Origin of the sequence: Chromatium okenii, assembly GCF_002958735.1 — a bacterium.
Classification (GTDB): Bacteria; Pseudomonadota; Gammaproteobacteria; order Chromatiales; family Chromatiaceae; genus Chromatium; species Chromatium okenii_A.
The window spans coordinates 1-25,333 of sequence record NZ_PPGH01000043.1 but is presented as its reverse complement, the minus strand read 5'-3'; the positions used below and the strand labels follow the sequence as shown (position 1 = coordinate 25,333).

The window sequence follows — 25,333 nt, the reverse complement described above, 5'->3', positions numbered from 1 at the left end:
ATTCGTCAACACTATCAAAGCCGCTTTCAACAGATTCTGGTTGATGAGTTCCAAGATACCAACACAATGCAATATATGTGGTTACGGATGTTATCTACCAGCAATAACTTCATCTGTGCAGTTGGAGATGATGACCAATCCATTTACGGATGGAGAGGAGCGAAGGTTGCGAATCTGAAGGCATTGAAACAAGATTATCTCAATGTGCAGGTATTACGATTGGAACAAAACTATCGTTCTACCAGCAACATTCTGAATGCTGCCAATGCCGTGATTGCACACAACCGGAATCGATTCGGTAAGAATCTGTGGACACAACAATCAACAGGTTCTTTGATTCAATGCTATACGGCTATTGATGCGGGTGATGAAGCCCGTTTCGTGATTGATCGCATTGGTCAAACATTGACCATGAATCACCGATGTTATCAAGATTATGCAATCTTATATCGGACTTCAGCACAATCACGGATGTTTGAAGAACGATTGATTAAAGCTGGCATTCCTTATCGCATCCATAATGGATTACGCTTCTTTGAACGAGCGGAAGTTCGAGATGCGTTGGGATATTTACGCTTGATCGCAAACTGCAATGATGACCTTGCCTTTGAGCGCATTGTGAATGTTCCGACTCGTGGAATTGGTGAACGCACCATTGAGTTATTGAGGAAACACGCACAGACATTATCGGGATCGTTATGGGAAGCAACACTGGATTTGATTGCAAAGAAAGGCTTGACCAAGAAAGTCAATGAATCACTCACAGCATTTGTGGCATTGATTCAATCTAATCACATTGGAAAGATGACGTTGGCAACACGATTGAATCAACTGCTGAAACAGACAGAGTTACCGGAGTTTTATCTCAAGCAACCCGATGGAAAGGGGGAGGAGCGCGTTGAGAATCTGGATCAGTTGGTGGAAACAGCCGCTCGCTTTGAACGGAGCTGGGACATGGAAGATGGTGATGTTTTAACGGTGTTCCTGAATCATGTTGCCTTGGAAGCAAACGAGATGAGCGATGATGACAACAACGATGCCGTGCAGTTAATGACACTTCACGCGGCAAAAGGGCTGGAATTCCCAGTGGTGTTCCTTGTCGGACTCGAGGAGGGATTATTCCCACACAGTATGTCGTTACATGATCGAGAACGTTTTGAGGAGGAAAGACGATTGTGCTATGTCGGCATAACTCGTGCGATGGAACAATTGTTTATGACTCATGCGGAAAGCCGGTTGATTCATGGACGAGAATGGAATTCAAAACCATCTCGCTTTATGAATGAGATTCCAGGGGAATTAATTGAGCATATCCGTTTTAATAAGGTGGCTCAATATAATGAGGCAGTCATGCGAGTGAAAGAACGAATGGCAATGACCATGCAATAATCATTGATCGATTGGGAACATCATTACTGGTGTTTTCTGATCGATCATTAAACCATTCAATTATTAAGAATGGATTTATTTCATAACACAATAAAGTGCCTTATTCAGAACACCTGATGATTTTGTTAACTGAATCATGTATCTTTCAACACTTCCTTGTATTTGAGAACCGATTTATGTCAACCCTTGATGAACTGCTCCAACAACAGGAAATCCTGCAACAGGAAATCGATGCTGCCCGCAAACTGGAAAAGCGCAGTAAGATCAAAGAGTTAAGAGCTTCACTAGAGAAATATGCGCTTACCGCTGAAGATGTTTTCCCACAGTTGAAACCGAAAACACCGGTTAAACCACCTCTCCCACCTAAATATCGTGATCCTAATTCGGTCAAAACATGGAGTGGAGCCGGTCGTGCGCCTTGGTGGATGAAAGGTCGCAACTATGATGATTTCCTGATTGAACCATCATCTGAATGTCAAAGTTCTGAGGATCATAACCATTCATGATGGAATGAACCCAACACTGAACACCTGCGCAGACAGACTTATGCTCTTCATGCGCAGTGCCCACTGTTGTAACCAACGGTATTGCGGAATGAATGTTGTGCTCGATCTTAATTTGATTGTTTGGTCAAAAAAGCATTAACTTTTATTCAATGACAGTGCAAAATTGCTGCCTTGTAACTAATCCCCAATAGGAATCTTCATATTTATCTTCCAAGAAAGTTCCCAGAGTAAATTCACTGATTACTTTACGCCAAAACACAGACGCATCGTCAGCCCCAGTAATTTGTTTTACTTCCCAATGACCGGGAAACATGCGCCAGAGTTGATGCGCAAAATGTTTACCAAACAACTGCTTACGAAAGTATGGAATGATATAAAATTCACTAACCTCATACTTGTTATTAGACTTTGCTAATATCGCAGCGAGACCAGCGGGAGTGTTATCAATAATAAGAAGATACCCTTTTGTATTATCGCTAATCTGTGTATCAAGAGGAAATAATCCACATTCATTAGGCTTCTTTCTGGTAATACCTGAAAATTCACCTTCATAGCTCTGGGCAAGATTTAGGTAAACGTTGAGATTGTGTTCACCAACACTGATTATTTCCATGTTGTGCTCACCTTTAATCAGGATCATCAATGATGTTATCAAAAGTCTTGGTCAGGAATTTCATCAATGCTCACCTCAAAAAAGGAACGGCTACAACAGCTACAACGGTAACAGATTCATTAGCCATTGAAAAGACAGGACAAACTGCCGAAAAGTTGTAGCTGTCTTGTAGCTGTTGTCGCTGGTCTCAACCATTAACCCATTCATTAAATCACTCTCACAACACCAACCAAACCTCGAGACAATCAAAAGTTATCAGATCAGCCCTTGAATAATCATTAGCCCTTGAATACCGATCACAAACCTAATGACCCAATAATAAAACAACCGATGATGCTGTAATAGAAAGCCCTCTCAACAATTCATTCTGAACTTATCCCAATAACCTGAAAGCCCTATTGAAACCAACAATCAAGAATAAAATAATCAGAAGACAAATCAACCGTTTAATCCAAAACAAGCCGTTTAACCAACCTCAGACTCTCCCACTGGAACGAAACAAAATCTCATCGAAATTCAAATGCTCACCTCAAAACAGAACCAGTTATCAGCGCTTGAACTTGAAACAATCAAAACCCAAACCTAACGTTAACGTAAAGTTCAGATAATAACTCAAGTCAACATCAACCCTAAAACCCACTCACAGCCGCAACACAACAAGAAACACCAGCCAAACCAACCAACCCAACCAGCTACTCAAAATGCCATTAAGACCACTCAGAACCACCCTTAAAGGCTCTTCCAACCCTAAGCAATGCGATGACACTGGAAAAACCAACCCAAACCGTTCAGACTCACCCAAGCAATTAGACTCAACCACCAATCCACCCGAAGCCCCGCTCAACACAGGAACAACCGATGTCCGATCCATGCGTCCCTGAACACAGTCATTATCAAGGGGATTACCTGCCCTAGGCGACCCTGGGGGACGGGCATTAAAGAGGGGGGGTTCCTACGCACCCTGTCCAGAGGGCAACACAACGGCTTGAAACATCCAACCCCTTTGCAATGGCACGAAGGGACATCCCATCGGCTCGCATCTGCCGAGCTTGTTCCCGCTTCTCTCGATTACTCTCTCGCACACCATCTTTGGTGTAACGATCCTGATAACGACCTTCCTTCATCCGGTCACGTGGTGGACGTGCTTTGTCCCGCTCCTTTCTGCGCTGTGTCCGCAGCTCGTTAGGAATGATCGCCCGCAGCTCCGACTGCAACTCAGCAGGGATGATCTCTTGTATCCATTCAAACAGGGTTTCACGCTTGAATTGATAACGTGGGTCAACTGTTTTACCGTTGAATATGATCTTTTCACCACGCATTGATGCTTCAGCGCGTTTAATTATTGGAAGCATCTGGCGTTGAACATCGTTCATTAGTCCCGGTGTATAGCGTCGTGCAATTTTAAGCATTTCGCTTTTAACACGAGCTGCTGGCACAAACCACGATAATGAAAGCAAGGTTAAGAATAACCAGATGTCCCGACGACCTTCTGGAATACCACCACTGGGTAAATAATAATCCCCAATCTTCATTAAATCTTGGTGTACCAAAGACCACCACTGATAGATGCTGCCGTACTTTTTACGTCCGTTGGGTTTTGCACTGAAACTGTGCACTTGTGCTGACCTTGGTTTTTGGGATGGCACCCATTCTGGGCGTTTTCCCAATACAGCATCAGACAATTGATGCAGTGTCCAACGTTTCCCGGTCAGTTTTTTCCCAGTGACTTGAACTCCATTTTTGCTGTTGATCGTTCCGCACAGCCGCAATACCCGAGTGCAATCCTTGACAACCGGATCAGCTCCAATCGGGATGAGGGCTTCAACCAATTTGTTCTGCACCATTTGCCAGACCGGTAGGGCTTTGGCTGGTACTGGTTTGATCAACCAATACAGGTGCATTCCTCGCCCGCTGTAGATCACAAAGGAAGGTTCAGGCAGCTCCATTTCAGCAAGCCGCAGTAATGGTTTGTCAATATCGACATTGCCATCAATATCGACATAACAGGCTCGCAACGATTTCAACTGGTTGGTCACGCGCCAGCGATAGAACTCATTGACAGTGAGATAACGGTCTTGTTGACCTTGTTGGTCGGCGAGAAACTCCGGTAGGTTCGGTGAGTCAGAGCGAAGTGTTTTCCAACCACCACTCGGCTTGTGCTGTTCCCAGAACACGGTGACACCATACGCACGGGGCGGGTGCAGCAAATCGAAGTGCTCTTGTGCGGTGAGCAGCTGTGCCGGGAACGACTCTTCCTGCGCTTCAAAAACGCATTCAGTGTTGAGGAAATCGTTGGTTTTCAGTGTGTTTGTTATGCCAAGTGCCATTTGGGCTTCCTTGACGCAATCAACTGAGGCTCTTGTTACTTGGTGCAGTTCGTGTAAACTTGAGCCTTGTCAGCGCGGTTACTTATGCTGTTTTGAAACGATAAAACCGGATCAATTTGTTAAGTGTCAGTGCGGCGCTGATTGCGTACAGTTAAGGCAAAACCAGTAACTTTTGCAGGGTGTGTGGTTTTGTTAGGAATTGGATAAGGTCAAATTCAGTAATGGGTTTGACCTTTTTCCATCGGGTATGAGCTACTTGTTACAGCCAAGTTTGTGGGTACAAGTTTGGCGGCAGCTTCTGCTACACACAAAAAATCCCGCATAGTGCAGGATATTTTTAGTAATAGCAGATAGAAAGTTGAATCTCACAGTTCTTTATTCTATAAATTAGACAGTTGATAAAATTACTCAGGTTGTTGCGTGTTCTAAGGTGTCGGAGTTGGATCCGTAGTCGTAGTCATCGGAATTAGAGTCATCATCTTTTAACCTCGGCAGCAAACCATTCAACAGGGTGAATATTTTATAACTGCTTGTAAATAATAATAAAACCCATATTAGCCACTATACTGATTCTATCAGTAGGGTTGAATATATTTTTATCCCTTATTTACAAGGGATTATGATGTTTACGTCCAGCCGGCTAATAAAGTGGCAATTGAGATAAAAACAAAAACACCCCAAAGGGACAAGAGACATACAATCTCCAATATAGTGGAACTACAAAAAGAGCGCAACAAGTCAGGGTAACTCTGTGACTGTTGTAGACCTTCAGTCATCAATTTTAGTGGAATCACCAGCATATTGTATAGTACCACTACTTCGATAATAATACAACTAACCATGATTGGTACACTAAGAAGCTCTCGAAATCCGCTGACATGATAAGGAGAAACGGAAGAGGGGGCAGAATCCACATGCTTGCTACAGAAATACAGTGTCTTCCCGTGATTGCCCAATCCTTTGTAGGATACATGAATGGTGCCCTCCGCCGTGCAAAAAAAACTGTCGCATCTGTGCGACTTATTCCGCTGTGGCAGCAGCGACTTGACTAGCTCCGTCTGAGCACCACCGTGAGGTGCCAATGGTGTGAAGAATGTGATGTAGGTGGTTGTAGCCAGCAGTAGGGTTCCTAAAAAAAACTCAGAGCGAATTTAATCGCTACATAAACATTAAAAGGTGGTGGGGAATCAATTACATTTGACTGCACTGGTGGTGTCGGTCTAAGTTCTTCTAGCGTAGGAACGTCGTATTTTCTGACACCAGACTTATCATTTATCAGAGATTTACATAAAAGTTGGCTATTTGGTCCCAAAACTCCAGAGGTCAACCGACGCTCCAGCTCTTCAAGAGTTAATGCGCCGAAATGTTGAATGCGCTCTTCTAAACGCGACATACTGGCACCATGTAAATTAGCATTTATAGGGCCTAGTCAATAGGTTAGAACTGCAAGATTTATCTATTTCTAGGCGATCAATTATAATAGTGTATCAAATACCAAATTGCTCCGATATGGTTAGTAAGTTTTTTAGAAAACGATAAGGTTTTTCTCACTAATCGAGAGATGCGTTGCCGAAACGACTCAATATGATTTGTTCGTCAACTTTTGGAATAACCCAATCGGCAGGATAAATCCAATGTTGGATATAACAGTAAAAAAAGAAATCGCGTATTTTGTTTTTTCTGTATCTGTAATCGCTGCTGGTATTTCTTCATCTGTATCAGCAGGAAATGTCATGCCTTCTTTTGGACCTTTTGTTGCGAGGGGTGACGTCTGTGTTAAAGAAAAAAACAGAAAGGAAAAATGTTATAAAAATTCGATTGTCAAGTTTAATTCAAAAGGTCATGTGGTAAGTGTAAAAAAGCTGTCATCTGGCAAAAAAAAGTAGGTGCTAGTTGGTTACATGCAGTTTCACCAACATACTTATGGAGATACTCATGACTGACGATGAATTAAAAGCTTTAGAATTAAGCTATGAAGCTACAATAGAACGCGCCCAACAACGTGAAGAGGAAGCGGGTAAGACTCCTCGATATCGTGCAGAGGAAAGAGCTTGGCTTCATAAGCGAGCAAACGATCATTACGCACAAGCAAGAGACATCAGAGAACGTATTCGAGCTGCTGTTTTAGATCGGCAGTGCCCTGAGGATCAGGATGAAACATCCCTTTGATCAGGGCACGGATATTCCCCTGCAAGTTTTATATCAGGGATGGTCGCAAGCATCGCCTCGACCATCTTGGTCGGAGTCTTGTTGGGTACTGTTTGCTACCGCTGGACAATTATCTTTGGATTGTACAACTCCATCTTTATCATCATCACTAAAACTACTGAATAAGGATTTTAATGCAGTGTTGATATTCGGATGGGACATTAAAAGATGCGGTATTAAATTATTTCCCAGATAGTTATCAATCATTATAGCCATTGGACCCTGATCAATTCCAAAGCCGGTTGAATTAGACCAGAAGCCTGTTTTTCGTAATCCAGTGTCCGATGGTAATGCAGCATCGGCAATCTCCATGTTATAAGCATCAGCAAATCCAAAACGCGGATGCAGTAGACCGAGTTGCTGCGCTTCCCATAGCGCGGCAATAGCATAATCCGGCTGGTGCATTATCGATCCTCCAGCAGCATAGATAGCAACAGTACCGTCTTCCAAAGGTCGAATCTTGGCGCACTGAAGTGTTACTTTGTCGATTTCTACCCCATAACCATCTCCGCCGCTGACCGTTAAGGTTAACCGATGGTTACCTTTGGAAAATCCTAAAGGACCGAGTAATCTTGAGGTTAGAAATACATTCCAACCTGATCCCCAGTTACCCGTATCTTGTGCTTCAAAGCTACCCATTGGTTTACCGTCAGCTTTTAGTTCAATAGTCTCCAAAAAACCGTTGTTGTCATTTGAATATTGAACCGTTGCTATGTAAGAGGAGCAGGTACTCGTGAAACTTAAGGTTCTTGTTTGATTGGCTTTTAGCCAGACAGTCTTTTGACCTGAAGCCGCACTCCTCATCTTAATTTCACCTCCACCGATACCACTCTCCGCTTCTTTCATTATTTCTGCCCCCCAAGATATGACGCCACCATTTTCAGCTAAAGCAGCAGTAGGTGCGCCATATGCAAAATACCGATCATATGGACCATCGGTAGCGGACAAAAACCAGCGTGTAGAGCCTTTGTTGTTTAACCAAGTACCCCGTTTAAGGGGATTTAACATGGTGTATTCACGGGTCTTGGTAATCACATTGGACGTATTTTGAAAAAAATCAATCATGTAAGACGGGTTATTATCAGTTCCAAGAGCCTGCGTATCCAAGAAAACGCTCGAAAAAAAGTAGGTGAAAAGACTCCCTGGGTAACTTAGAACAAGCGAATCACCGTTCGCTTCTCGAACGATTGCGTCCCATACCCCGCGTGTCTGACGGTATTTAGAGTTTGGTGAACCCATGGCGAGCAGTGCTGTTAGCATTGCTTCATCTGTGTAGAAGTCAAGAGTTGCGGGGGTCTCAACGCCATTGACTTCTTTACTCGAATATTGCCCCTGCCCTGCCGTATCATTTAGCTTGAAACGTCCGAACTCTCTATCATCGTAACGGGTTTCGTTTGGCTTCCATCCTAAATAAAATTGCTTCGTTCCACGATCTAGCATAAATGGCCAATTTACACGTGCGTATAAGCGATTAGCTAAGGTGCGGATGTTTTTTTCATTGCTGGATAGACCGTTGAAATAGCTTCCTGCGGTTACGACACCCGCAATAGCGAGGGTTGTATCTATGGTACTCAATTCAACTGTGTTAAGGGATTCATCTACATCCGTTGTCTCTGGACGGTCAAAATTTTGCTTACGCCGACCATCGATACCTAAGAAGTGATAGAAAAAACCTTGGTATCCAGACTTCCCAACAGCATTTAACCCTTGGTTTGCATCAAGTACTCGTAAAATTTTAAGTACAGCAGTTGCGGCAGCAGTACGTGTCATATAGCCACGCTCGGCCGCAATCACATAGGCACCGAGCTGAAATCCAACTGCTCCAACGCTCATTAAATCCGCAAAGTTTGAGCGATCTTGAGCCATACCCCCAGTACGTGGATCAGTGGAAGCCCAATCCTTAAAATACATGAGACTAGTTAATCTAACCCAATCAAGAAAGGCGTCCTCATAACCGAGACTAATTCCATGCGAGGTAGTATCTTCAATAGTAGATAAATCTGGATACTCACCGTCTTCATCGACTAACATTAGGTTGTCGATTAAAAACTGTCCAGAATCTGGATTATTGATTTTAGCTTCAATATTTTGCTGCTCGATGATAATAGTGAAAGTCGAAATGCGAGTCCAATCAAAGGCATCCACATTTCCGCAACCCTTTATCGAGTTATTAAAATCCACTGTGGATCCAAGTGATAGTGAAACCGTTTCCCATTCTTTCGTGTTAGTAACGGACACTCTTGCGAAAACATCGAAGCCAGTTTCATCCTTAAGTTCAATTTTGAGCGTGATAGACTCCATACTCAAGAGATGCATATCAAACCGAATGGTTTCGACACTACGGTTCTCCATAGGGTGAAACCCACGGTATAAATCTTTCGTGTTTAAGAAATAGTCAGGGAATTTAGTTGGCTTGTCAGGTTGTATTCCTCCAGTCAATGATACCAAGGTATCAGTCAGACCAAAAAGCGAGAAAAAGTAACCTACGAAGCTCTCTGCTGGTTGACCGGAAAAATTAAAGCTAATTTTTAAACTCCCCCCTGGATAACTATTGGGTAAATCCTTGGAATCGTCAGACAAAGAAGAAGTGACTAGCCCTATCGTTCCTGAATTCCCGGAAAAATAATTGAATCCTAAATCGGCTGGAGTAACTTTAGTATTCCAATCGTCGATGACAAAGATCTGACCAGTTTTCTTTGGAATATCTGATAATGCACTGGATGTTATATGGGCATCACTCACAATAGTCCAAGTGATCATCCCTAACACAAATAAGATATAGCTATAACGGCAAATTTCAAACTGGCGAAACTTTTTGTTCATTTCAAAACCTCTTTGAAAAATGATATAGACAATATTTTCAGCGGTAGTTCTCAAAAAGCATTTATTGACATCAAGTTTTCATACTGTAATCTAAGATCGATCATTACTCGCATGAAAATATTCACCGATGATCGTGCATTTTCTCTTGCCAAAAAATCAGCATCTGCATAAATACCAAAGATTGAACACGAGTGGTCAACGCTTCCACAAGAACCTCTTTTTTGTCAAGTTTTTTTGTGTCTATCTAGTTAAGGAAACCTTGCAGCATTTGGCTAACAATAAAAACTGCTTCGCCCGTAACATGGTATCACAAACAATGGAATCGCATAATTTTATCTTTTATTTACAATAAGTTATAGATATTTCATCAATCGTTGACTTCCTATTTCCATTATCTCCTCTTGCTGAACAACACCGTATCGTTGCCAAAGTCGATCAATTGATGGCATTGGTGGATCAATTAGAAACCCAGCTCAATTCATCCCGAACCACTGCCACCCAACTGTTGCACACAATCGTTGCCGAACGATAAACCCATTAGTTGCCGAGTTAGTCAATACATAATTACTCACTCTCCGCTAATTGTTGCCCTGCCTTAATAAGTCGATTGATGTGACTCATAAACGACCTTGGTAAAGGTTCGCCCAATTCTAATTGAATAGCATCGGCAATCTGTGCCCGTGTTAAACCCTCGCAGCGCAGCTTCCATGCCATCAGTTTGATCTTATCGTGGTACTTAATACCACTCTTCTTAACCTGTTGCTTAGACGGACTCAGATCAAAATCATTAACAGAATCAACATGGTTATCTGTGGTAACAACAGACTCAACTAAATTATCAGGTAATTTGTTATGGTTGTTATCAGATAATTTATTGATCACCTCATAAATTGCCGTTCCTAGATTCGGATCAATGGCTTGCAGACAAGTTGCGACTTCCGGCGACACCCAGACAGTCACTCGTTTCCACCCCTCTTCTTTCCGCCGCTCACGCAAGCGTTGCTGTTGAATACGGTTATTGGTTTGTTGTCTATTGGTCATGTTTGAATCGCTCAGAATGGGTGAAATTGAGAATGTTCTTAATGGTCTGCCGATGCCAATTCTTGCCTCGTGGCTTGTATCCTTGAGCAGTCAATACATCCGCAATCTTCTGTAATGATTGTCCGGTTTCCCGAAGTGTTTTAATCAATGCAATAATCTTTTGTTCAATCTCATCAATTACCAATTCTTTAGGATTCATTGGATGCAGTTTGTATCCGTAAGGAACAGTTCCAGTACGTTCTCCTCGTGATTTCTTTGCTTGCAATGCCGCTGTCGTTCGGGCTTTAACCAAGAGAATTTCATATTCAGCAAAGGCATCAACAATCCGTCTCATCAAGCGGTTGGTTGGGTCATCCCCTTCAGTGCCTTCACCCGCAACACTGATGATCCTTGCTCCCCGTTTCTCAACCAGCCGTTCAATCATCGCTATCAAAACGGGATCACCCCGACACAGACGATCTCGCCGAGCCACCAACAACACATCTCCGTTCTGCAATGAATCAAGTGCTGCTAATAACCCGGGACGTTTATGAAGGGACACATTCCCACTGATTCCCTCATCACTAAATACTGCATCAATCTTGTTGTTGAAGGCACGGCATTGATCTAGTTGGGCATCAATCCCAAACTCCTGCCACCCGGTCGAAGTTCGTAGATATGCAATTGTTTTTATTGGCATTGTACAATTATCTGATAATTTAATGTGTTACATGATAAGAATTATCTGGTAATTTATCAAACGATCTTTAACTGACACAAGTTATCAATGAAGATGAATAACAATGATGGTTATTCGATGAGGTGAATGAGGATGCGTTAAGCAGGATTGAGGAAAGGGTGATGTCGAAGTACGCCCGTGCGTTGACCCACAGAACACTGCTGAGACAAGCGAAAGAGCGATGAAGTGCAACCGAGCATCTGTGATCCATGAATTTATGAATCACTGCATCTGTGTCATCCAAGCCGGGCATCCCGGATCGGCACTGCCCAGCCCGACCTTTCCAAGGTTTACCTGGCACTGCGGGGCATGTTGAGCACAAGGGCAACTCGGGGGATGGGGATGATCGTTGCCACTCGGGCAAACCATGCCTAGGAAACCATGAAAAGCCTACAACAACGTGATTTTTACCCGTTACAAACCAAGCTCAACTTTCATATAGATGTAATTCAAACAGAAGCGCTTTAGCTTCTCCGTTGTGGGTAAAAGCCTCAATGGTGCGATATATGACGAACCGTGTTAAACACACAAGACTTTCACACTATTTTTATTAGGGTATTTTAATGAAGAAGTTTAATTATGATCTGCAAGAGGTCAAAAAGACCCTGCAAATGATGTGTTCTGGAAACACTTTTGAAATTCGTGCATTGCAAGCTCAATTAGATGGTAAAGATTACACTGGCATTGTCTCTGGCTTCTTTAATGATCCTGATCTAGCAGTCAAAGAATTAGCTCGGGTCACCGCAGCAAGTGGTATTTACTACACACTCAACCCAGTTGATCCAACCTTACTGGCACGTGCAAATAATCGGTTACGCATAGCACGTAAAAATGAGGCTGTGGGTGATAAAGACATTACAGCACAGATAACACTCTTAATTGACATTGATCCGGTACGGCTTAGTGGAACATCTGCCACTGATGAGCAGAAACTGGCAGCACAAGGTGTAGTTAGCAAAATCTGGACAGAGTTAGTTAAAACGCATGGCTTTCCCGAACCTATCAGTGCTGATTCAGGTAATGGTTATCATCTAATCTATCGGTTGGCAGAATCTACTAATGATAGCACCTTGATTAAAGACACATTAAAGGTGCTTGCCGAGCAGTTTGATACCGATATAGTCAAGGTTGACCCAACGGTTTATAACCCAAGTCGCATCTCCAAACTTTATGGCACAACAGCATGTAAAGGTGATGAAGTTCCTGAAATGGGAATTATCCATCGTCAAGCTAAGTTATTAGCGGTTCCCGATTCGATCATTCCATTGGAACTTGCCAAACTTCAAGCCTTTGTCAATTCAGCAACACCTAGTCAGAACTCGGTACTCACACCAGTTCAGACATCGGTATCAACACCGATTAAAGCTAAAGATGGACAAAATTGGTTAGATCAATGGTTAATGAATTACTTTCCTGAAGCTGGTGAAGCTGAACAATGGCTCAGTACACCAGGAGCACGGATTTGGAAGATTGATTGTCCTTGGAACCCAGCACATGGTCAGAAAGCATCAATCGTGCAACTTGCTAATGGTGCAATCTCTGCGCAGTGTTTCAGTGCCTCTTGTCATCATCATAACTGGCATTCATTGCGTGATCTTAAAGAACCCGATTGGCAGAATAAGATGCGCGATGTTCAAGAACCTTGGTCAGACCCGCAACCTTTACCTCGTCAAGGTATTGCTCCACTCGATCCAATACTGATTCCCGAACCATTGCGTGGTTTTTTAATGGATATATCTACGCGGATGCAAGTTCCAGTTGATTTCCCGACAGTATCAATACTAACTGTTATTGGCTCTTTAATCGGTCATAAAGTAGTCGCTTTTCCTAGACAGTATGATAACACTTGGGTCGTACCCGCTAATGTATGGGGATTATTAGTTGGTCCACCCGGAGTTAAGAAAACTCCAGCTTTAATGTCTACTTTGGGTTATTTACAAAAGTCACAAAAAGCTGCTAATGAGCAACATAAACAGGATATGCAGCAGTTCGCTGCGGATGAGAATGTCCATAAAATCAAGATCAAAGCTGCAGAAAAAGTATTAGAAAAGGCTATTAATTCATCAATAACTACCAATTCAGCAACAAAGCCGACTAACAACAATGCTAGTTCGGTGGCAGCAGCTCAACAGGCATTAGATGCTTTGTATCATAAAGCACCTAAAAAAGCCCCTTGGAAAAAGTATTATACGCAAGACACAACAATTGAAATGCTTCAGGTGATTCTTCAAGACAACCCGAATGGCACGTTAGTTTTGAGGGATGAAGTGGTTTCGTTAATCAGTTCTTTTGAAAAGAAAGGACATGAAAGTGATCGGGGTTTTTATCTCGAAGGTTGGAACGGGACAAACGCTTATACTGTTGAGCGTTTGAGTCGTGAATCAGTTGTTATTGATCAAGTGTGTCTGTCGCTTATTGGTACGACACAACCTGGTGCGTTTTCAAAGTACATCCGTGGCAGTCTTAACAATGGACATGAAGCAGATGGTTTAGTGCCAAGGTTTCAATTGATGGTTTGTCCAAAGATTGATCGTTATGTCCAACATGATGTCAAGCCAAATGAAACGTTCCAGAAACAGGTTAATGATTTATTGGAAAAGATTGATCGCTTTCAACCGAATAGCTTCTCTGATTTACGCAAAAAAGATAATTACATTGGTTATGGATTTTCATCAGAAGCACAAACTTATTTCAATAATTGGGAAGATGAGTTACAAAATCGTCTCCGTGATGGTAGTTTACCTCACGAAGCATTGGGAAATCACTTAGCTAAATATGGCTCGTTAATGGCTAAGTTAGCACTGCTCTTTCATATTATTGATTTAGTCAGCGGATATTTAGATTATTCAAATCAAAACTTTATTCAGACAGAAAATGTATTACGGGCAATTGCTTGGTGTGAATATCTCGAAACTCACGCATTCGCATTGTACGGTGTGGAAAAAAATGGTGCCTTAACAGACACCACTAAAATGTTATTAGAAAAGATGAAAAGTGGTGCGCTCAATAATTCATTTAGCATCTGGGAAATGAAAAATAAAGGTTGGAGCGGACTAAAAGATACTGATGAAATCAAGAAAGCTATTGAAGTGTTAGAACAACATGGCTGGGTGCGCGTACAGCACAACTCAGACACTAAGGGTCGTCCTTCAGAAACCATTCAAATTCATCCACGTATTAGTGACTTTAATGTTTTTGAAACTAAAAATGCTTATCCAACATTCTGGCTCGACGCATTAAATCAACATCTTAATCCAGTTAAACCAGAAGAATCCGATAGTTTAGATTCAGATGATTGTGGATTTGATATTGAAAGTTTTACAAAAGATTTTAATAAAGAAGTCTTAGATATTATTTAATCATTCACAAAATAGTTTGATCCCACTACCCGCCTCCCTCTCAGCAGGGAGGCTTTTTTTTACCCTCACCCGCAAACCATGCCTGGGAAACCTAGGAAAGGGTTAGCTGCCCTTACCCTACCCACCCCCCGCGCCTTTGAAAACTAATTATGGTAACAATCAATCTATTCAATTCTGATTGATTATCTCTGTATATGTTCTGAGCATATGAAATGGGTTTTCAAATAATTGATATAGATATTATAAATTAAGGACGATGTTTAATAATGGTGTTTACACTTTTTATTACTCCACTTCCTTAAACTTTTCTTGCGCTGTGCCTCCGCCATGAATGCTCACGCATTTGTGTCAGCCAAGATATCCCTGATCAAATCGGTGTTCCTTCACGGGAATGCCGATTTGATTGTCTCTTTTTATGGAGTCAATTATGTCGAGCCAAGAAATGGCTATCGTCATTGATGATGAGTCAACTAATCTAGCAATAAATCCGCTAGATACTCCCACAACGGTATTCAAAAACGACCTGGCGCGAAGAAGTGAGAACAGACAACTGTTACTGAATTGGATTCGGTCATCTTTGAAAGAAGGTATCGATTACGGTTCTATTCCAACCAAACGTGGACCTTCAAAGCCCAGTTTATTCAAACCCGGTGCTGAGAAGATTTGCGGGATGTTAGGAATAACAGTTCACTTTCCTTCACTGAAGGAAACAGAACAAGCCTTTTTACAAGGTTTGATACCTGAATATGTGATGGTGCGTTGTGAGTTGAAAAACATTCACGGACAAACCCTCGCTGATGGAGTTGGAGCCCGTAGTCTTAAACAAGATTATGGTGACATTAATAAGTCGCTCAAGATGGCTGAGAAATCGGCCCATATTGATTCCGTATTAAGATTAGCGGGTCTCTCTGAAGTCTTTACACAAGACCTTGAAGATATGAAAAACCTGAGAACGATGAATGAGAATAAACCCTCAACTTCATCTTCAACTTGTATTACAGAAGCGCAACATCGTGAATTATCCAATCAACTTACTAAGTTGAATCTGGATAAAGAACGATTCATTGCCTACTGCAATAAGATTGCATCAGCAAAATCATTAGGATCAATACGATCCTTGAATGAACTGCCTGTTGCATTGTTTGACTTCGTTATGAAGAAACTGCCAGAACTTTCTGCCGCAGCTTAATCAACTTTGGAGAACATCATGGAACATGTTTTAGATAAACGTGTATTTAATATCGCTTACGGAAAAAAGTATCTGTCCTCCTCCGACCATTCTGATAAAAAAGTTTGGATCGCTGTTGAACGACTCACTATTGAGGAATCCAAATATGGAGAACGAATCTCAATTCGTCTCGACGCAATACCTACTGATCCGGCATTTACCGGGCTGTTAAGTGTATTCCCCCATGAACCTCGCAATGTTTCATCCCCCAGTACCACTGAAGATGACATCCCGTTTTAATGAGGAGAACGATATGAGTATTACCCTATACCAGATTGCCGATGATTATCGTGACATTCTGTCATTGATGGAATCTGATTATGATGATCCAGCAACGCTTCACCAATTGGTGCAAGACACACTGGATCAATTGCAACTGGATGACCAGTTCACGGACAAGGCATTAGCAGTGGCTTGTTATACCCGTGAATTAGAACTGGAAGCTGAAGCTGTTAAAGCAACAGAGAACATTATTCGTTCCCGGCGCAAACAACTTGAATCACGTTCTGAGTTCCTGCGGAATTATCTGATAACTCAACTCCAGAAAGTCAACAAGACTGAACTGAAGAGTAATCAGATCGTTGTCCGGCTTCGTAAGACACCCGCTCGAATCATTGTGGACGATGAATCAATGATCCCTGATCAATTCAAGGAAGTTGAGACCTTGACCCATATTCGTAAGAATTGGATGCAGGAACAACTTCGTTTAGGAGTTGATTCCATTCCCGGAGTTCACCTTGAAACTGGTGTGAGTTTAACCTTGCGTTAATTCATTACTGGTTTTAACCCACTGAGGGCTGGCATTTCGTCAGCCTTTTTTTATATCTCTCAATTGATGATGCGAATTGCATCAGGAGTTGTTATGCCTGAAATAACTGCAACACAACCAACCTATTGGTTCCCTTCATATATCGACTACATTGATTATGAAGAAATCCAACGGCTCTATTGCGATGATGATGAATCATTACCCACTGATATGAATCCATCGGCAATACCTGCTGAATGGAGTCAATTCAATGATGATGACATTCCCTTTTAACCCTTTTAGGATCAAAAACATGCGTCACTTATATCAATTCGATTTAATCGAACCTCGTGATACGACATTAACCCTTGGTGAAGATGCCACTGGCACAATCACCATGATCTTGATGGATGAACATCGTCATTGTACTCAATTCATTTTGAGCAATGATGAATTCAATCATCTCTGCGACCTGCGTTATAAACTGGAACTTGATTCCCCAATCAGATTCCAACATTTACGCCGATTAACAACGGTGTAATCCATGGCAATCACATTCAAGTTCCCACTGGGTGAAATTGTCATTACTGATGGAGCACATTCCGCATTACAAGAATGTGCAATATCTCCACTCTTCCTATTGTTTCGGCATCGCCAAGGCAATTGGGGAGAGATCAGCAGCGAAGATCAACAGGAAAATGATCGTGCTGTAGTGGAAGGAAACAGAGTGCTGTCAGTCTATCCATTACAGGATGACTTGCGCATCTGGATCATTACGGAAGCGGATCGAACTGTTACCACTCTTCTCTTACCTGAAGAGTATTAACCCCCCTTTGAGGTGCTACGGCACCTCTTTAATTTGAGAAATCAATGATGAATCTGAATGCACTCAATCCTGCTCAACTGAAAGTGGTCACTGCACCATTGAGTAATATGCTGGTTCTGGCTGGAGCTGGTTCTGGTAAAACCCGTGTATTAGTGGAAAGAATCGGGTGGTTGATAGAACATCATCACATTCCAGTTGAATCCTTGTTAGTGGTGACATTTACCAACAAGGCAGCAACTGAATTGAAACACCGGTTAGAAGCTAACCTTGATACTGCATTGAATGGGTTATGGATTGGAACTTTCCATGGTTTGGCACATCGACTACTGAGAATACATTGGCAAGCGGCACAGTTAGATAAAGACTTCCAGATTCTCAATGCAGAGGATCAGCGTCGTTTATTGAAACGAGTGATGGCAACGATGCAGATTGATGACACTACTTACCCAATCAAATGGGTGTTGAGCGTTATCAACAATGCTAAGGAGAATGGACTTCATCCGCACCAAGTGGAAGTTGGAGAGGATGATGAAAAGTTAGCTGTTCTGCGCAATATCTATGCGGAATATGAATTGCAACGGCAACAGAATAAAGCCCTTGACTTCGCTGACTTATTGTTGAGTGCTTATGAATTATTGCGGGATCATCGGGATATTCGTCAACACTATCAAAGCCGCTTTCAACAGATTCTGGTTGATGAGTTCCAAGATACCAACACAATGCAATATATGTGGTTACGGATGTTATCTACCAGCAATAACTTCATCTGTGCAGTTGGAGATGATGACCAATCCATTTACGGATGGAGAGGAGCGAAGGTTGCGAATCTGAAGGCATTGAAACAAGATTATCTCAATGTGCAGGTATTACGATTGGAACAAAACTATCGTTCTACCAGCAACATTCTGAATGCTGCCAATGCCGTGATTGCACACAACCGGAATCGATTCGGTAAGAATCTGTGGACACAACAATCAACAGGTTCTTTGATTCAATGCTATACGGCTATTGATGCGGGTGATGAAGCCCGTTTCGTGATTGATCGCATTGGTCAAACATTGACCATGAATCACCGATGTTATCAAGATTATGCAATCTTATATCGGACTTCAGCACAATCACGGATGTTTGAAGAACGATTGATTAAAGCTGGCATTCCTTATCGCATCCATAATGGATTACGCTTCTTTGAACGAGCGGAAGTTCGAGATGCGTTGGGATATTTACGCTTGATCGCAAACTGCAATGATGACCTTGCCTTTGAGCGCATTGTGAATGTTCCGACTCGTGGAATTGGTGAACGCACCATTGAGTTATTGAGGAAACACGCACAGACATTATCGGGATCGTTATGGGAAGCAACACTGGATTTGATTGCAAAGAAAGGCTTGACCAAGAAAGTCAATGAATCACTCACAGCATTTGTGGCATTGATTCAATCTAATCACATTGGAAAGATGACGTTGGCAACACGATTGAATCAACTGCTGAAACAGACAGAGTTACCGGAGTTTTATCTCAAGCAACCCGATGGAAAGGGGGAGGAGCGCGTTGAGAATCTGGATCAGTTGGTGGAAACAGCCGCTCGCTTTGAACGGAGCTGGGACATGGAAGATGGTGATGTTTTAACGGTGTTCCTGAATCATGTTGCCTTGGAAGCAAACGAGATGAGCGATGATGACAACAACGATGCCGTGCAGTTAATGACACTTCACGCGGCAAAAGGGCTGGAATTCCCAGTGGTGTTCCTTGTCGGACTCGAGGAGGGATTATTCCCACACAGTATGTCGTTACATGATCGAGAACGTTTTGAGGAGGAAAGACGATTGTGCTATGTCGGCATAACTCGTGCGATGGAACAATTGTTTATGACTCATGCGGAAAGCCGGTTGATTCATGGACGAGAATGGAATTCAAAACCATCTCGCTTTATGAATGAGATTCCAGGGGAATTAATTGAGCATATCCGTTTTAATAAGGTGGCTCAATATAATGAGGCAGTCATGCGAGTGAAAGAACGAATGGCAATGACCATGCAATAATCATTGATCGATTGGGAACATCATTACTGGTGTTTTCTGATCGATCATTAAACCATTCAATTATTAAGAATGGATTTATTTCATAACACAATAAAGTGCCTTATTCAGAACACCTGATGATTTTGTTAACTGAATCATGTATCTTTCAACACTTCCTTGTATTTGAGAACCGATTTATGTCAACCCTTGATGAACTGCTCCAACAACAGGAAATCCTGCAACAGGAAATCGATGCTGCCCGCAAACTGGAAAAGCGCAGTAAGATCAAAGAGTTAAGAGCTTCACTAGAGAAATATGCGCTTACCGCTGAAGATGTTTTCCCACAGTTGAAACCGAAAACACCGGTTAAACCACCTCTCCCACCTAAATATCGTGATCCTAATTCGGTCAAAACATGGAGTGGAGCCGGTCGTGCGCCTTGGTGGATGAAAGGTCGCAACTATGATGATTTCCTGATTGAACCATCATCTGAATGTCAAAGTTCTGAGGATCATAACCATTCATGATGGAATGAACCCAACACTGAACACCTGCGCAGACAGACTTATGCTCTTCATGCGCAGTGCCCACTGTTGTAACCAACGGTATTGCGGAATGAATGTTGTGCTCGATCTTAATTTGATTGTTTGGTCAAAAAAGCATTAACTTTTATTCAATGACAGTGCAAAATTGCTGCCTTGTAACTAATCCCCAATAGGAATCTTCATATTTATCTTCCAAGAAAGTTCCCAGAGTAAATTCACTGATTACTTTACGCCAAAACACAGACGCATCGTCAGCCCCAGTAATTTGTTTTACTTCCCAATGACCGGGAAACATGCGCCAGAGTTGATGCGCAAAATGTTTACCAAACAACTGCTTACGAAAGTATGGAATGATATAAAATTCACTAACCTCATACTTGTTATTAGACTTTGCTAATATCGCAGCGAGACCAGCGGGAGTGTTATCAATAATAAGAAGATACCCTTTTGTATTATCGCTAATCTGTGTATCAAGAGGAAATAATCCACATTCATTAGGCTTCTTTCTGGTAATACCTGAAAATTCACCTTCATAGCTCTGGGCAAGATTTAGGTAAACGTTGAGATTGTGTTCACCAACACTGATTATTTCCATGTTGTGCTCACCTTTAATCAGGATCATCAATGATGTTATCAAAAGTCTTGGTCAGGAATTTCATCAATGCTCACCTCAAAAAAGGAACGGCTACAACAGCTACAACGGTAACAGATTCATTAGCCATTGAAAAGACAGGACAAACTGCCGAAAAGTTGTAGCTGTCTTGTAGCTGTTGTCGCTGGTCTCAACCATTAACCCATTCATTAAATCACTCTCACAACACCAACCAAACCTCGAGACAATCAAAAGTTATCAGATCAGCCCTTGAATAATCATTAGCCCTTGAATACCGATCACAAACCTAATGACCCAATAATAAAACAACCGATGATGCTGTAATAGAAAGCCCTCTCAACAATTCATTCTGAACTTATCCCAATAACCTGAAAGCCCTATTGAAACCAACAATCAAGAATAAAATAATCAGAAGACAAATCAACCGTTTAATCCAAAACAAGCCGTTTAACCAACCTCAGACTCTCCCACTGGAACGAAACAAAATCTCATCGAAATTCAAATGCTCACCTCAAAACAGAACCAGTTATCAGCGCTTGAACTTGAAACAATCAAAACCCAAACCTAACGTTAACGTAAAGTTCAGATAATAACTCAAGTCAACATCAACCCTAAAACCCACTCACAGCCGCAACACAACAAGAAACACCAGCCAAACCAACCAACCCAACCAGCTACTCAAAATGCCATTAAGACCACTCAGAACCACCCTTAAAGGCTCTTCCAACCCTAAGCAATGCGATGACACTGGAAAAACCAACCCAAACCGTTCAGACTCACCCAAGCAATTAGACTCAACCACCAATCCACCCGAAGCCCCGCTCAACACAGGAACAACCGATGTCCGATCCATGCGTCCCTGAACACAGTCATTATCAAGGGGATTACCTGCCCTAGGCGACCCTGTGGGGACGGGCATTAAAGAGGGGGGGGTTCCTACGCACCCTGTCCAGAGGGCAACACAACGGCTTGAAACATCCAACCCCTTTGCAATGGCACGAAGGGACATCCCATCGGCTCGCATCTGCCGAGCTTGTTCCCGCTTCTCTCGATTACTCTCTCGCACACCATCTTTGGTGTAACGATCCTGATAACGACCTTCCTTCATCCGGTCACGTGGTGGACGTGCTTTGTCCCGCTCCTTTCTGCGCTGTGTCCGCAGCTCGTTAGGAATGATCGCCCGCAGCTCCGACTGCAACTCAGCAGGGATGATCTCTTGTATCCATTCAAACAGGGTTTCACGCTTGAATTGATAACGTGGGTCAACTGTTTTACCGTTGAATATGATCTTTTCACCACGCATTGATGCTTCAGCGCGTTTAATTATTGGAAGCATCTGGCGTTGAACATCGTTCATTAGTCCCGGTGTATAGCGTCGTGCAATTTTAAGCATTTCGCTTTTAACACGAGCTGCTGGCACAAACCACGATAATGAAAGCAAGGTTAAGAATAACCAGATGTCCCGACGACCTTCTGGAATACCACCACTGGGTAAATAATAATCCCCAATCTTCATTAAATCTTGGTGTACCAAAGACCACCACTGATAGATGCTGCCGTACTTTTTACGTCCGTTGGGTTTTGCACTGAAACTGTGCACTTGTGCTGACCTTGGTTTTTGGGATGGCACCCATTCTGGGCGTTTTCCCAATACAGCATCAGACAATTGATGCAGTGTCCAACGTTTCCCGGTCAGTTTTTTCCCAGTGACTTGAACTCCATTTTTGCTGTTGATCGTTCCGCACAGCCGCAATACCCGAGTGCAATCCTTGACAACCGGATCAGCTCCAATCGGGATGAGGGCTTCAACCAATTTGTTCTGCACCATTTGCCAGACCGGTAGGGCTTTGGCTGGTACTGGTTTGATCAACCAATACAGGTGCATTCCTCGCCCGCTGTAGATCACAAAGGAAGGTTCAGGCAGCTCCATTTCAGCAAGCCGCAGTAATGGTTTGTCAATATCGACATTGCCATCAATATCGACATAACAGGCTCGCAACGATTTCAACTGGTTGGTCACGCGCCAGCGATAGAACTCATTGACAGTGAGATAACGGTCTTGTTGACCTTGTTGGTCGGCGAGAAACTCCGGTAGGTTCGGTGAGTCAGAGCGAAGTGTTTTCCAACCACCACTCGGCTTGTGCTGTTCCCAGAACACGGTGACACCATACGCACGGGGCGGGTGCAGCAAATCGAAGTGCTCTTGTGCGGTGAGCAGCTGTGCCGGGAACGACTCTTCCTGCGCTTCAAAAACGCATTCAGTGTTGAGGAAATCGTTGGTTTTCAGTGTGTTTGTTATGCCAAGTGCCATTTGGGCTTCCTTGACGCAATCAACTGAGGCTCTTGTTACTTGGTGCAGTTCGTGTAAACTTGAGCCTTGTCAGCGCGGTTACTTATGCTGTTTTGAAACGATAAAACCGGATCAATTTGTTAAGTGTCAGTGCGGCGCTGATTGCGTACAGTTAAGGCAAAACCAGTAACTTTTGCAGGGTGTGTGGTTTTGTTAGGAATTGGATAAGGTCAAATTCAGTAATGGGTTTGACCTTTTTCCATCGGGTATGAGCTACTTGTTACAGCCAAGTTTGTGGGTACAAGTTTGGCGGCAGCTTCTGCTACACACAAAAAATCCCGCATAGTGCAGGATATTTTTAGTAATAGCAGATAGAAAGTTGAATCTCACAGTTCTTTATTCTATAAATTAGACAGTTGATAAAATTACTCAGGTTGTTGCGTGTTCTAAGGTGTCGGAGTTGGATCCGTAGTCGTAGTCATCGGAATTAGAGTCATCATCTTTTAACCTCGGCAGCAAACCATTCAACAGGGTGAATATTTTATAACTGCTTGTAAATAATAATAAAACCCATATTAGCCACTATACTGATTCTATCAGTAGGGTTGAATATATTTTTATCCCTTATTTACAAGGGATTATGATGTTTACGTCCAGCCGGCTAATAAAGTGGCAATTGAGATAAAAACAAAAACACCCCAAAGGGACAAGAGACATACAATCTCCAATATAGTGGAACTACAAAAAGAGCGCAACAAGTCAGGGTAACTCTGTGACTGTTGTAGACCTTCAGTCATCAATTTTAGTGGAATCACCAGCATATTGTATAGTACCACTACTTCGATAATAATACAACTAACCATGATTGGTACACTAAGAAGCTCTCGAAATCCGCTGACATGATAAGGAGAAACGGAAGAGGGGGCAGAATCCACATGCTTGCTACAGAAATACAGTGTCTTCCCGTGATTGCCCAATCCTTTGTAGGATACATGAATGGTGCCCTCCGCCGTGCAAAAAAAACTGTCGCATCTGTGCGACTTATTCCGCTGTGGCAGCAGCGACTTGACTAGCTCCGTCTGAGCACCACCGTGAGGTGCCAATGGTGTGAAGAATGTGATGTAGGTGGTTGTAGCCAGCAGTAGGGTTCCTAAAAAAAACTCAGAGCGAATTTAATCGCTACATAAACATTAAAAGGTGGTGGGGAATCAATTACATTTGACTGCACTGGTGGTGTCGGTCTAAGTTCTTCTAGCGTAGGAACGTCGTATTTTCTGACACCAGACTTATCATTTATCAGAGATTTACATAAAAGTTGGCTATTTGGTCCCAAAACTCCAGAGGTCAACCGACGCTCCAGCTCTTCAAGAGTTAATGCGCCGAAATGTTGAATGCGCTCTTCTAAACGCGACATACTGGCACCATGTAAATTAGCATTTATAGGGCCTAGTCAATAGGTTAGAACTGCAAGATTTATCTATTTCTAGGCGATCAATTATAATAGTGTATCAAATACCAAATTGCTCCGATATGGTTAGTAAGTTTTTTAGAAAACGATAAGGTTTTTCTCACTAATCGAGAGATGCGTTGCCGAAACGACTCAATATGATTTGTTCGTCAACTTTTGGAATAACCCAATCGGCAGGATAAATCCAATGTTGGATATAACAGTAAAAAAAGAAATCGCGTATTTTGTTTTTTCTGTATCTGTAATCGCTGCTGGTATTTCTTCATCTGTATCAGCAGGAAATGTCATGCCTTCTTTTGGACCTTTTGTTGCGAGGGGTGACGTCTGTGTTAAAGAAAAAAACAGAAAGGAAAAATGTTATAAAAATTCGATTGTCAAGTTTAATTCAAAAGGTCATGTGGTAAGTGTAAAAAAGCTGTCATCTGGCAAAAAAAAGTAGGTGCTAGTTTGGTTACATGCAGTTTCACCAACATACTTATGGAGATACTCATGACTGACGATGAATTAAAAGCTTTAGAATTAAGCTATGAAGCTACAATAGAACGCGCCCAACAACGTGAAGAGGAAGCGGGTAAGACTCCTCGATATTCGTGCAGAGGAAAGAGCTTGG

The 25,333-nt window shown here is 42.4% G+C and carries 23 protein-coding genes and 2 pseudogenes; 14 read left to right on the top strand and 11 right to left on the bottom strand.

Annotation, left to right across the window (positions count from 1 at the left end; translation table 11 throughout):
- Positions 1 to 1,389, top strand: a 1,389-nt coding sequence (locus CXB77_RS18795; RefSeq protein WP_148666390.1) for a 3'-5' exonuclease, incomplete at its 5' end; no start/stop codon positions are given.
- Between the two features lie 116 nt (positions 1,390 to 1,505).
- Positions 1,506 to 1,895 (top strand): H-NS family nucleoid-associated regulatory protein, encoded by a 390-nt coding sequence (locus CXB77_RS18790; RefSeq protein WP_146108690.1) that lies wholly within the window; start codon positions 1,506 to 1,508, stop codon positions 1,893 to 1,895.
- Positions 1,896 to 2,037: 142 nt separating this feature from the next.
- On the opposite strand, the gene CXB77_RS18785 is transcribed toward CXB77_RS18790, so the two are convergent.
- The 4 genes and pseudogenes from CXB77_RS18785 to CXB77_RS18775 all read right to left on the bottom strand — a co-directional run.
- Positions 2,038 to 2,508 (bottom strand): GNAT family N-acetyltransferase, encoded by a 471-nt coding sequence (locus tag CXB77_RS18785; protein ID WP_105073021.1) that lies wholly within the window; start codon positions 2,506 to 2,508, stop codon positions 2,038 to 2,040.
- A gap of 935 nt (positions 2,509 to 3,443) precedes the next feature.
- Positions 3,444 to 4,835: a replication protein gene (locus CXB77_RS18780; protein WP_105075067.1), complete on the bottom strand. Its 1,392-nt coding sequence runs from the start codon at positions 4,833 to 4,835 to the stop codon at positions 3,444 to 3,446.
- A 1,129-nt stretch (positions 4,836 to 5,964) separates the two neighbouring features.
- Positions 5,965 to 6,228 (bottom strand): hypothetical protein, encoded by a 264-nt coding sequence (locus tag CXB77_RS19430; protein WP_146108881.1) that lies wholly within the window; start codon positions 6,226 to 6,228, stop codon positions 5,965 to 5,967.
- A gap of 77 nt (positions 6,229 to 6,305) precedes the next feature.
- A pseudogene (locus tag CXB77_RS18775) lies at positions 6,306 to 6,431 on the bottom strand (IS1 family transposase); the annotation flags it as partial.
- A 38-nt stretch (positions 6,432 to 6,469) separates the two neighbouring features.
- Between CXB77_RS18775 and CXB77_RS19425 the strand changes: the two are divergent.
- Both CXB77_RS19425 and CXB77_RS18770 read left to right on the top strand, forming a co-directional pair.
- Entirely contained in the window at positions 6,470 to 6,721 is a 252-nt protein-coding gene (locus CXB77_RS19425; RefSeq protein ID WP_146108880.1) for a hypothetical protein, read from the top strand.
- A gap of 49 nt (positions 6,722 to 6,770) precedes the next feature.
- The gene (locus CXB77_RS18770; RefSeq protein WP_146108883.1) at positions 6,771 to 7,004 is read left to right on the top strand and encodes a hypothetical protein; all 234 of its coding nucleotides are present in this window, start codon (positions 6,771 to 6,773) and stop codon (positions 7,002 to 7,004) included.
- A 33-nt stretch (positions 7,005 to 7,037) separates the two neighbouring features.
- Here the strand turns inward: CXB77_RS18770 and CXB77_RS18765 are convergent, their stop codons facing one another.
- From CXB77_RS18765 to CXB77_RS18750, 3 genes are all read right to left on the bottom strand, one after another.
- Positions 7,038 to 9,866 (bottom strand): glucoamylase family protein, encoded by a 2,829-nt coding sequence (locus CXB77_RS18765; RefSeq protein ID WP_105075065.1) that lies wholly within the window; start codon positions 9,864 to 9,866, stop codon positions 7,038 to 7,040.
- Positions 9,867 to 10,430: 564 nt separating this feature from the next.
- The gene (locus tag CXB77_RS18755) at positions 10,431 to 10,907 is read right to left on the bottom strand and encodes a hypothetical protein (protein ID WP_105075063.1); all 477 of its coding nucleotides are present in this window, start codon (positions 10,905 to 10,907) and stop codon (positions 10,431 to 10,433) included.
- Positions 10,897 to 11,586: a recombinase family protein gene (locus tag CXB77_RS18750; RefSeq protein ID WP_105075062.1), complete on the bottom strand. Its 690-nt coding sequence runs from the start codon at positions 11,584 to 11,586 to the stop codon at positions 10,897 to 10,899. The genes CXB77_RS18755 and CXB77_RS18750 overlap by 11 nt, the downstream gene beginning before the upstream one ends.
- A 602-nt stretch (positions 11,587 to 12,188) precedes the next feature.
- On the opposite strand from CXB77_RS18750, the gene CXB77_RS18745 reads away from it, so the two are divergent.
- The 9 genes from CXB77_RS18745 to CXB77_RS18710 all read left to right on the top strand — a co-directional run bounded on the left by CXB77_RS18745 (position 12,189) and on the right by CXB77_RS18710 (position 20,334).
- Positions 12,189 to 14,984 carry a YfjI family protein gene (locus CXB77_RS18745; protein WP_105075061.1) on the top strand — a complete coding sequence of 932 codons (2,796 nt, stop codon included), beginning with the start codon at positions 12,189 to 12,191 and terminating at the stop codon, positions 14,982 to 14,984.
- Between the two features lie 442 nt (positions 14,985 to 15,426).
- The gene (locus CXB77_RS18740; protein WP_146108882.1) at positions 15,427 to 16,173 is read left to right on the top strand and encodes a hypothetical protein; all 747 of its coding nucleotides are present in this window, start codon (positions 15,427 to 15,429) and stop codon (positions 16,171 to 16,173) included.
- An 18-nt stretch (positions 16,174 to 16,191) separates the two neighbouring features.
- Positions 16,192 to 16,452 (top strand): hypothetical protein, encoded by a 261-nt coding sequence (locus CXB77_RS20030; protein ID WP_146108709.1) that lies wholly within the window; start codon positions 16,192 to 16,194, stop codon positions 16,450 to 16,452.
- Between the two features lie 13 nt (positions 16,453 to 16,465).
- Complete coding sequence (locus CXB77_RS18735) at positions 16,466 to 16,981, top strand: siphovirus Gp157 family protein (protein WP_172452760.1); 516 nt, start codon at positions 16,466 to 16,468, stop codon at positions 16,979 to 16,981.
- Between the two features lie 93 nt (positions 16,982 to 17,074).
- The gene (locus CXB77_RS18730; RefSeq protein ID WP_146108710.1) at positions 17,075 to 17,254 is read left to right on the top strand and encodes a hypothetical protein; all 180 of its coding nucleotides are present in this window, start codon (positions 17,075 to 17,077) and stop codon (positions 17,252 to 17,254) included.
- Between the two features lie 19 nt (positions 17,255 to 17,273).
- A complete protein-coding gene (locus CXB77_RS18725) occupies positions 17,274 to 17,501 on the top strand; it encodes a hypothetical protein (protein WP_105073100.1) in 228 nt (75 codons plus the stop codon).
- Positions 17,502 to 17,504: 3 nt separating this feature from the next.
- Positions 17,505 to 17,786 (top strand): hypothetical protein, encoded by a 282-nt coding sequence (locus CXB77_RS18720; protein WP_105073101.1) that lies wholly within the window; start codon positions 17,505 to 17,507, stop codon positions 17,784 to 17,786.
- Between the two features lie 47 nt (positions 17,787 to 17,833).
- Complete coding sequence (locus CXB77_RS18715) at positions 17,834 to 19,828, top strand: UvrD-helicase domain-containing protein (RefSeq protein ID WP_172452548.1); 1,995 nt, start codon at positions 17,834 to 17,836, stop codon at positions 19,826 to 19,828.
- A gap of 116 nt (positions 19,829 to 19,944) precedes the next feature.
- Positions 19,945 to 20,334, top strand: a complete 390-nt coding sequence (locus CXB77_RS18710) for an H-NS family nucleoid-associated regulatory protein (RefSeq protein WP_146108690.1) — start codon at positions 19,945 to 19,947, stop codon at positions 20,332 to 20,334.
- A gap of 142 nt (positions 20,335 to 20,476) precedes the next feature.
- Here the strand turns inward: CXB77_RS18710 and CXB77_RS18705 are convergent, their stop codons facing one another.
- The 4 genes and pseudogenes from CXB77_RS18705 to CXB77_RS18695 all read right to left on the bottom strand — a co-directional run.
- Positions 20,477 to 20,947, bottom strand: a complete 471-nt coding sequence (locus CXB77_RS18705) for a GNAT family N-acetyltransferase (RefSeq protein ID WP_105073021.1) — start codon at positions 20,945 to 20,947, stop codon at positions 20,477 to 20,479.
- Between the two features lie 640 nt (positions 20,948 to 21,587).
- Positions 21,588 to 23,276 (bottom strand): replication protein, encoded by a 1,689-nt coding sequence (locus CXB77_RS18700; protein ID WP_105075058.1) that lies wholly within the window; start codon positions 23,274 to 23,276, stop codon positions 21,588 to 21,590.
- Positions 23,277 to 24,405: 1,129 nt separating this feature from the next.
- The gene (locus CXB77_RS19420) at positions 24,406 to 24,669 is read right to left on the bottom strand and encodes a hypothetical protein (protein ID WP_146108881.1); all 264 of its coding nucleotides are present in this window, start codon (positions 24,667 to 24,669) and stop codon (positions 24,406 to 24,408) included.
- Between the two features lie 77 nt (positions 24,670 to 24,746).
- Positions 24,747 to 24,872, bottom strand: a pseudogene (locus CXB77_RS18695) (IS1 family transposase); the annotation flags it as partial.
- 38 nt (positions 24,873 to 24,910) lie between these two features.
- On the opposite strand from CXB77_RS18695, the gene CXB77_RS19415 reads away from it, so the two are divergent.
- On the top strand, positions 24,911 to 25,162 hold the full coding sequence (locus CXB77_RS19415; protein WP_146108880.1) for a hypothetical protein: 252 nt from the start codon (positions 24,911 to 24,913) through the stop codon (positions 25,160 to 25,162).
- Positions 25,163 to 25,333 lie beyond the last annotated feature (171 nt).